The organism is uncultured Brevundimonas sp. (genome assembly GCF_947305955.1).
Lineage (GTDB): Bacteria > Pseudomonadota > Alphaproteobacteria > Caulobacterales > Caulobacteraceae > Brevundimonas.
The window spans coordinates 1-7,936 of record NZ_CAMZFB010000073.1 but is presented as its reverse complement, the minus strand read 5'-3'; the positions used below and the strand labels follow the sequence as shown (position 1 = coordinate 7,936).

Annotated in this window: 8 protein-coding genes; 3 read left to right on the top strand and 5 right to left on the bottom strand. The window is 62.5% G+C overall.

Going from position 1 to position 7,936, the window contains the following annotated elements; genetic code table 11:
• Positions 1-1,093: AGE family epimerase/isomerase (locus Q0Y42_RS13550; RefSeq protein WP_297804774.1), on the top strand; the 1,093-nt coding region annotated here is incomplete at its 5' end.
• Here the strand turns inward: Q0Y42_RS13550 and Q0Y42_RS13545 are convergent.
• Positions 1,090-2,004: a hydroxymethylglutaryl-CoA lyase gene (locus Q0Y42_RS13545; protein ID WP_297804771.1), complete on the bottom strand. Its 915-nt coding sequence runs from the start codon at positions 2,002-2,004 to the stop codon at positions 1,090-1,092. The two genes, Q0Y42_RS13550 and Q0Y42_RS13545, sit on opposite strands and share 4 nt — an antisense overlap.
• Positions 2,004-3,689, bottom strand: a complete 1,686-nt coding sequence (locus tag Q0Y42_RS13540; protein WP_297804768.1) for a glycosyltransferase family 39 protein — start codon at positions 3,687-3,689, stop codon at positions 2,004-2,006. The genes Q0Y42_RS13545 and Q0Y42_RS13540 overlap by 1 nt, the downstream gene beginning before the upstream one ends.
• A gap of 99 nt (positions 3,690-3,788) precedes the next feature.
• Here Q0Y42_RS13540 and Q0Y42_RS13535 point away from each other — a divergent pair, with 99 nt between their 5' ends.
• Entirely contained in the window at positions 3,789-4,544 is a 756-nt protein-coding gene (locus tag Q0Y42_RS13535; protein WP_297804765.1) for a glycosyltransferase family 2 protein, read from the top strand.
• 134 nt (positions 4,545-4,678) lie between these two features.
• Here Q0Y42_RS13535 and Q0Y42_RS13530 read toward each other — a convergent pair whose 3' ends face one another.
• The 3 genes from Q0Y42_RS13530 to Q0Y42_RS13520 form a co-directional block, all read right to left on the bottom strand.
• Positions 4,679-4,966 carry a hypothetical protein gene (locus tag Q0Y42_RS13530; protein WP_297804762.1) on the bottom strand — a complete coding sequence of 96 codons (288 nt, stop codon included), beginning with the start codon at positions 4,964-4,966 and terminating at the stop codon, positions 4,679-4,681.
• Between the two features lie 73 nt (positions 4,967-5,039).
• Complete coding sequence (gene phaR / locus Q0Y42_RS13525; RefSeq protein WP_297804760.1) at positions 5,040-5,618, bottom strand: polyhydroxyalkanoate synthesis repressor PhaR; 579 nt, start codon at positions 5,616-5,618, stop codon at positions 5,040-5,042.
• Positions 5,619-5,738: 120 nt separating this feature from the next.
• Entirely contained in the window at positions 5,739-6,458 is a 720-nt protein-coding gene (locus Q0Y42_RS13520) for a hemolysin III family protein (RefSeq protein ID WP_297804757.1), read from the bottom strand.
• A 203-nt stretch (positions 6,459-6,661) separates the two neighbouring features.
• Between Q0Y42_RS13520 and Q0Y42_RS13515 the strand changes: the two genes are divergently transcribed.
• Complete coding sequence (locus tag Q0Y42_RS13515; protein WP_297804754.1) at positions 6,662-7,837, top strand: acetyl-CoA C-acetyltransferase; 1,176 nt, start codon at positions 6,662-6,664, stop codon at positions 7,835-7,837.
• Positions 7,838-7,936: the final 99 nt, after the last annotated feature.

Here is a 7,936-nt window from a genome sequence, read left to right as displayed (position 1 = left end):
GTCCGTTGGCCTGTTTGCAGAGCGGACGACGCGCGAAGGTGCACCGGATTCCTCATATTTCCGTACATTTGTACAAGCTCGACAGATCTATTCGATCATTACCGCCAAGCGACATGGATGGTCTGGCAACGCCGAAGAACTGGTTCGTCAGAGCATGGCGGTCATCCTGAAAAACGCTCGGCGGGCCGATGGCTTGTATGTCCATCGGCTGTCAGCAAACGGCGAAGCTTTGGATGGCCGCGCTGACCTCTATGATCAGGCCTTTGTGCTTTTTGGCATGGCCTACGCAGGCCAAGCCCTGTCGGACGAATTGTTGTTCGATCGTGCAGAAGAACTTCTAGACGCGCTTGAACATCATTGGGCTGACCCCGCGGGTGGTTTTTTTGAAGGCGAGATCGTCGATAACAGTATCCGTCGACAGAACCCGCACATGCACCTGCTTGAAGCCTTTAATGCGCTTCATACGGCGAGCGGCAGGCAGCGTTTCGGTGATGCGGGTGTGAGGATTGCTGAACTGTGCCGCGATAAGTTCATTGATCCTACAACCGGGGCACTGAAAGAGTACTTCGCGCACGAATGGCTGCCCCTTGACGATGAGCGTGGCGAAGTCGTGGAACCCGGACATTGTTTTGAGTGGGCGTGGCTTTTCGAAGCGCTGGCCCAAAAAGGCTGGTCCGACGCTGTAATGGTATCCGATCGGATGACGGGCTTTGCGCGCGACCACGGCATTTGTAAAGTCCGTAACGTCGCTATGAACGAGATACTGCTGAATGGTCGCGTGCGATCCGCGCAGGCTCGTTTGTGGCCGCAAACCGAGAGACTCAAGGTCGCCTGCGCGCGATATGGCCGTACCGGCCGAGCCGAAGAGGCGTGGGAAATCGTGGCGGCTTACGAGGGATTGAAACAATACTATCTACCAGAGGCCCCGTGGCTCTGGATGGACAAGCTGAATGAGGATTTCAGCTTTGTTGAAGAGATGGTCCCGGCAAGCTCGCTGTATCACATCAGCTGCGGGGTATCAGAGTTGTTGGCTGTGAGTGTGGTCGAGGCTCCTCACGAGCCCCGTGCCACATGTACAGCCGATCTGGCTTAGCTTATCCACTTGCCAGCGCGGACTAACGCGCTGGGGACTTGGCGGTTGAGCTGCGTACCGATCCAGCGTGCTGTGTCGATCAGGGCGTCGAGGTCGTAGCCGGTTTCGAAGCCGCCGCGGTGGAGGGCGTAGACGAGGTCTTCGGTGGCGAGGTTGCCGGTTGCGCCGGGGGCGAAGGGGCAGCCGCCGATGCCGCCGACCGAGGCATCCAGAATGTCGACGCCAGCCTCTATGCCCGCATAGGCATTGGCCAGGCCTGTGTTGCGGGTGTCGTGGAAATGCAGGCGCAGTTTGGCGTCTGCGGCGACCTTGCGGGCGGCTTCGACCTTGCGGGTGACGCTCCATGGGTCGGCGACGCCGATGGTGTCGGCCAAGGCGATTTCCTTGAGCCCCATTTCCGCGACCGCGCCGACCATGTCGGTGACGTGATCGACCGAAATCTCGCCATCGAACGGGCAGCCCCAGACACAGGACAAGGTGGCCGACAGCGACGGAATGGCATCGCCCGCGCCCTCGGCATTGGCGCGTCCGGCCACGATGTCGGACAGCATCTGAAGCTGTTCCTTGGGCGCCAGCCCCTGGTTCTTCAGGCCAAAACCCTCGCTGACGGACAGGGAGACATTGACCTCGTCGACCGTCGTGCCGAGGGCGCGGTCATAACCCTTGCCGTTCAGAACAAGGCCGATACGGCTGCGGCCCGCTTCGTGGGGCAGGCTGGCCATGACCTCTTCGGCGCCGGCCATCTGGGGCACGTATTTGGGATGGACGAAGCTGACTGCCTCGATACGGCGCGCACCCGCTGCTTCGAGGCGGCGGATGAACTCCAGCCGGACTTCCGGCGTCAGCACCGTCTTTTCGTTTTGCAGGCCGTCGCGCGGGCCGACCTCAACGATTTCGATAAATCGTCCCATCAACGCTTACCATTGCTGTTCTGTTGGCCACCGTATGTGGACGGGGCATAGACGGTCAGGCGGACATCATCGCCGTTGGAATAGTTGTGGCCGCGCACCTCGCCGACGGAGCGGCCCGACTTGCCCAGATCCGACAGCGCCGTGCGGAAGCCTTGTTCCTGACGGGCTTCGACGATGACAGGGCGGCCCTCGGCCAGCGCCTTGGCCGCGCCTGCGCCGTCGGTCAGCTGGGTTTCGCGCCCCGTCAGGAAGACGAAGCTCGGCTCATGATAACCGGCAATGGCGACTGGACCGGGCAGGTGGCCTTGGGCCGGATGGATGCCCGCCTCCTTCATTGTGGCGACCAACTGGGGCGAGACGGAAAGCGGCTTTAACTGGCGCAGCGTTCCGGCCAGACCCGCGTGTCCGATGATGCCAAAGATCATGGCCGCCAGAACGGCGGTAACGGCGGCGCGGTTGACCAGCATGAAACCACCGATAGCTGCCGCCATCATCAGGCAGACGATGGTGATATTGGCCCACGTCTGGGCGGTGGAGCGCCCAAACTCGGTCAGACCATAGAGCACAAGGAAGGACAGCAGGACGGCGACCGCCAGCCCCAGCGCAGCCCCCACCCAGCGGCTGAAACGCCCCAGCGGTTTGGTCAGCGCAATCGCCATCAGCAGCGTCAACGCGCCAAAGGTCGGCAGGGTGTAGTGAACCAGTTTCGTCGGGACCAACTCGAACGCGATCCATGCCGGAACCAACCAGCAGATCGCAAAGCGGACCAGAGGTTCTTTCCGCTGTTTCCACGCGGTCACGAGCGCTGCGGGCAGCAGCAATGTGGTCGGGAACAGCAGCAGCGGTGCCAGCAGCAGATAGGTACCCGGAGGCGCGCCATGGCTTTCGTGGGCACTGACCAGCTTCGGTGCCAGATCGCCGCCCAGCGCCTCGCGCCAGAAGCCGCCGTCGGTCGCAATGGTGATCGCAATCGCCCACGGCCCCAGCATGATGGCCAGAAGCGGAATCCCCCATCCCCAGCCCAGACGGCCCAGCCAGCGGATATTGCGGTCCCACAGCGAAAGGCTGATCAGCGTCAGGCCGATAACCATCGGCCCGATCGGGCCCTTGACCAGTATGGACGCCCCCAAGGCGGCCCAGAACAGCAGCTTATGCAGTCTGGATGGGCGGATATCGTCGCGTGTGGCCAGATAGATGCGGGCCAAGGCCGCCATGGCCAGAGTGATCAGGCCGCATAAAAGGGCGTCGGTCTTGGCGATCCCCGCCTCGGTCGAGAGCAGGAACGTGGCCCCCAGCATGGCACCGGCCAGAAAGCCCGCGCGGTGTCCAAGGGTGGCAGAACCCAGCCACGCCAGAGCGGCGGCGGCCAGCATGGCCCCCAGCAGGGACGGAATACGATAGGGCTGGATGGCACGGTCTGCCGGATCGGACACCAGTCCGACGACTGCGGCCTGTGCCCAATAGATGCCGACCGGCTTTTTCCAGCGCGGATCGTCCTGAAAACGGATGTCGATATAGTCGCCGCTTTCCAGCATCTGGGATGTGGCCTGGGCGAACCGGCTTTCGTCGCGATCCAATGGCGGCAGCAGCAACAGGCCGGGCAAGCCCGCCAACAGGGTCAGCATGGCCGCCAGTAAGGGGCCGCGCCAGCCGACAATGAATCGATCCAGGTTCGGACGGGTCATAGCCTATTGCTATCATCCTTCCTTGCAGAGGCGAAAGCTTTTGGCACGGTGTGATGTGGGCAATGGAGGGTTGTACAAGTTTGGGTTACAGCTTTGGGTATGAACGCAGCTGCCCCCGCGCGCCCCTCTGGATTGGTTTCCGTCGTTGTGCCGGTGCATGACGAGGAGGGGGCGGTTTTATCGCTGGCACAGGATATCGCCGCCGCATTCCAAGGGCGGGACCACGAAATCCTTTTTGTGAACGATGCCAGCCGCGACGCCACGGGCAAGGTTCTGAAGTCTGCCCAAGCGCGTTTCCCGCAGATGCGGGTGCTGACCCATGAGCGTAATGCGGGCCAAAGCCGCGCGATCCGCACGGGTGTGCTGGCAGCGCGTGGCGATGTGATCGTGACACTGGATGGCGATGGCCAGAACCCGCCCGCGGATGCGCCGAGGCTGGTGGACCTGCTGTTGTCGTCGGGGCCGGAGGTGGGGCTGGTCGGAGGGCGTCGGACCAAACGTCAGGACAGCGTGGCCAAGAAGCGGGCCTCGCTTTGGGCCAATCGCATTCGCAAGCGTCTGTTGCAAGACGATGCCGATGATACCGGCTGCGGGCTGAAGGCTTTCCGGCGCGAGGCCTATCTGCGGCTACCCTATTTCGATCACATGCACCGCTATCTGCCGGCACTGATGATCCGCGAGGGCTATCGGAACCTCTATCTGGATGTGGCGCACCGCCACCGCGAGACGGGCCAGTCCAAATACACCAACTGGAGCCGCCTAAGGGTCTCGGTCAGCGATCTCTGGGGCGTCATGTGGCTTCAGGCCCGCAGCCGTCAGCCGGGGACCATCCGCGAGGACAATCCGCCTAGCTGAAGGCGAGGAAGATCAGGCTGACGACAGCCATCTCCGACACGCGGGCCATGGCGGCCAAAAGGGTGGACATAGGTTCGGCTCCGGATCGCTTGGATCGGACCTAAGCAAATGCGGTGCCATGTGCGCGGCGGTGGTTAAATCTCGGCCTTGCGCTTTTGGCCGGGCTTGGGGCGCCGGTCCTTCTGGCCCGAAAACTCGCGGCTTAGATAGGTCGAGCGGGCCGTATCCAGGACTTCGGGACCGCCCTTGAGGCCGCGCTTCTTGCCCGGCTGGCCCAGCACCTGGGCGGCAAAGGCCGACGGGGGCGGGGGCGGGACGGCGGCAGGCTTTGCCGGGGTGGTGACCGCAACCGGCAGGGTCTCGGGCTTGGGCTTTTTACCCTCGCCTTCCTGTCCCTGATGCTGGCGCCGGCCGTCATTCATCTCCTGTCCCACGGGCGAAGATGTTGGGCTCGCCGTCGTCGATCCGATGGGGGCAATAGGCCTGACCACGGCCTTAGTTTTCGGTGGCCTTGGCCAAGCGGTCCAGCTGTTCGCGCATAGCGTCCATCTGGCGGCGCATTTCGGCCAGGTCGTCAGAGGATTTTTCAGGTGCCGCAGCGGGGGGTTCGGTCTTGGGCGCGGCGGCGTTGCCATAGCCGAAACCCGGGAACATCCGCATGGCATTTTCGAACATGGCCATGTTCTGGCGCACGGCCTCTTCCATCAGCGCCCCGCCGGGCGTCTGGCCCAGAGCGCGCGTGAACTGCTGGCGGAACTGGTCCTGCTGGCGGGTAAAGCTGTCGAGCGACATTTCCAGATAGGACGGCAGGACCGACTGCATCTTGTCGCCATAGAAGCCGATAAGCTGGCGCAGGAACTGGACGGGCAGCAGGGCTTCGCCACGGTTTTCCTGTTCAAAGATGATCTGGGTCAGGATCTGGCGCGTCAGATCATCATTGGTCTTGGCGTCATAGACGACGAACTCGGTACCCTGACGGACCATCTGTGCCAGATCGTCCAAAGTTACATAGCTGCTCGTCGCCGTATTATAGAGCCGACGGTTGGCGTACTTCTTGATGACCACTGCGCCCATGCGTTCCACCCTCTGAAACCTTTTGCCTGCGCTTATTTTTGCGCTGTTGTGCAGCACACCATCCCGCATTGCGTGCGCTAAGGCGAGTCTCGTTTTTCAAACTGTGGTGATGTGCGGGCCTCAGCCGAGATTGGGGGCCAGCACAACGCCGATCAGAATGGCAGCCCAGTGCATGCCTGCGCCCGCCACGACAAAGCTGTGCCAGATGGCGCGGCGGAACTTCAGCGCGCGGTTGATGAAGAACAGCACCCCGACCGTATAGGTCACGCCGCCCGCTACCAGCAGGCCCAGCGCCACCGGCGATACGGTGTCGATCATCGGCTTGATCGCAAACACGATCAGCCAGCCGAACAGCACATAGACGCAGGACCAGAAGATGTCGCTGAGGCGCGGTACGAACATCTTGGCAAAGGCTCCGCCCAGACCGATAGCCCAGACCAGAACCGTAAAGCCGACCGACAGCGAGCCTTCGAAACGCTGGGTGGTGATCGGGGTGTAGGAGCCCGCAATCATCAGAAAAATAAAGGCTTCATCCAGTCTGCGCAGCACCGGACGGGCCGCGCACGGATGGGTCTGGTTATAGATGGTAGACGCCGTCAGCATGCCAATCAGGCACAGGCTATAGAGCAGGGTCGCGGCCATGGCGCCGATGCCCGAGTAGATCCCCGCCAGTGTGGCCAGAACACCGGCCCCCACCAGCGCCGCAATCAGACCGACCAGATGCACCCAAAGGTCCGCGAGCTTCGCCGCGCGGCTCTCATAGTGTTCTTCCATATCCAGAGCGTCCGCCTTCATCATGTGGCGGGCCAGACGGCGTAGGGCGGGGACTTTGTCAGTCATGCGAAGAATCCGTGCGGAGGCGACAGTCTACAACGCGGGTACTGGTTTCTAGAACTCGCGAGCGCGAGCACCGTTCACCACCTTAACGGCGGGAAGATGACAGTGGCACGCAGGCGGTGGCCAAATAGATAACACCGAAGCCTAACTTGCACGCAGAATGCTGCATGTGCGAAGACGAGGAAAATCTTTTGGGAGTGAATATTTTGAAAGACGTCGTCATCGTTTCCGCCGCCCGCACGCCGGTTGGCTCCTTCCTCGGCTCGCTGTCGTCGCTTCCGGCGTCCAAGCTCGGCGAGATCGCCATCAAGGGTGCGCTCGAACGCGCCGGTGTTTCGGGCGATGAAGTTGACGAGGTCATCCTCGGTCAGGTGCTGCAAGCCGGTGCAGGCCAAGGGCCGGCCCGTCAGGCCGCCATCAATGCCGGCGTCCGCAAGGAAGCTGCTGCCTGGTCGCTGAACCAGCTGTGTGGCTCGGGCCTGCGCGCTGTGGCTCTGGGCTATCAGCAGGTGGCACAGGGCGATGCCAACATCGTCGTCGTCGGTGGTCAGGAATCGATGTCGCAGGCACCGCACCTGCAGGTCCTGCGTAACGGTCACAAGATGGGTGCTGTTACCCTTGAGGACCACATGCTGCGCGATGGTCTGCTGGATGCCTTCCACGGCTACCACATGGGCCAGACCGCCGAGAACATCGTCGAGAAGTGGGGCCTGACCCGCGAGGAGCAGGACCAGTTCGCTGTCGCCAGCCAGAACAAGGCCGAAGCCGCCCAGAAGGCTGGCAAGTTCGCCGATGAAATCGTTCCCGTGACCGTGCCGAGTCGCAAGGGCGATGTGGTCGTGGATCAAGACGAATACATCCGCCACGGTGCCACGCTGGAAGCCATGGCCAAGCTGCGTCCGGCCTTCACCAAGGACGGCTCGGTCACTGCCGGCAACGCTTCGGGCATCAATGACGGTGCGGCCGCTCTGGTACTGATGAGCGCCGAGGAAGCCGCCAAGCGCGGTCTGGAGCCGCTGGCCCGCATCGCCTCGTGGGCGACCGCAGGTGTCGATCCGGCCATCATGGGCACCGGCCCGATCCCCGCCTCGACCGCTGCCCTTAAAAAGGCCGGTTGGGAGGTCTCGGACGTTGACCTGATCGAATCCAACGAAGCTTTTGCCGCCCAGTCGCTGTGCGTGGTGAAGGAGCTGAACCTTGATCCGGCCAAGGTGAACGTCAACGGCGGTGCCATCGCCATCGGTCACCCGGTCGGTGCCTCGGGTGCCCGCATCCTGACGACCCTGCTGTTCGAGATGAAGCGCTCGGGCGCGAAGAAGGGTCTGGCGACCCTGTGCGTCGGCGGCGGCATGGGCGTGGCCCTGTGCGTCGAGCGCGTATAAGCCGCTTAGCGTTAGCGACAAAAAAGAAGGGCCGGTGGTTGATCCACCGGCCCTTTTCTTATGCGTTTTATCAGAAACTGCGTCGCCACTGGCCAACAA

Coding starts and splice junctions, on each gene's coding strand:
- Q0Y42_RS13545 (WP_297804771.1), bottom strand. CDS start 2,004: ATGGGACGATTTATCGAAATCGTTGAGGTCGGCCCGCGCGACGGCCTG.
- Q0Y42_RS13535 (WP_297804765.1), top strand. CDS start 3,789: ATGAACGCAGCTGCCCCCGCGCGCCCCTCTGGATTGGTTTCCGTCGTT.
- Q0Y42_RS13530 (WP_297804762.1), bottom strand. CDS start 4,966: ATGAATGACGGCCGGCGCCAGCATCAGGGACAGGAAGGCGAGGGTAAA.
- phaR (WP_297804760.1), bottom strand. CDS start 5,618: ATGGGCGCAGTGGTCATCAAGAAGTACGCCAACCGTCGGCTCTATAAT.
- Q0Y42_RS13540 (WP_297804768.1), bottom strand. CDS start 3,689: ATGACCCGTCCGAACCTGGATCGATTCATTGTCGGCTGGCGCGGCCCC.
- Q0Y42_RS13520 (WP_297804757.1), bottom strand. CDS start 6,458: ATGACTGACAAAGTCCCCGCCCTACGCCGTCTGGCCCGCCACATGATG.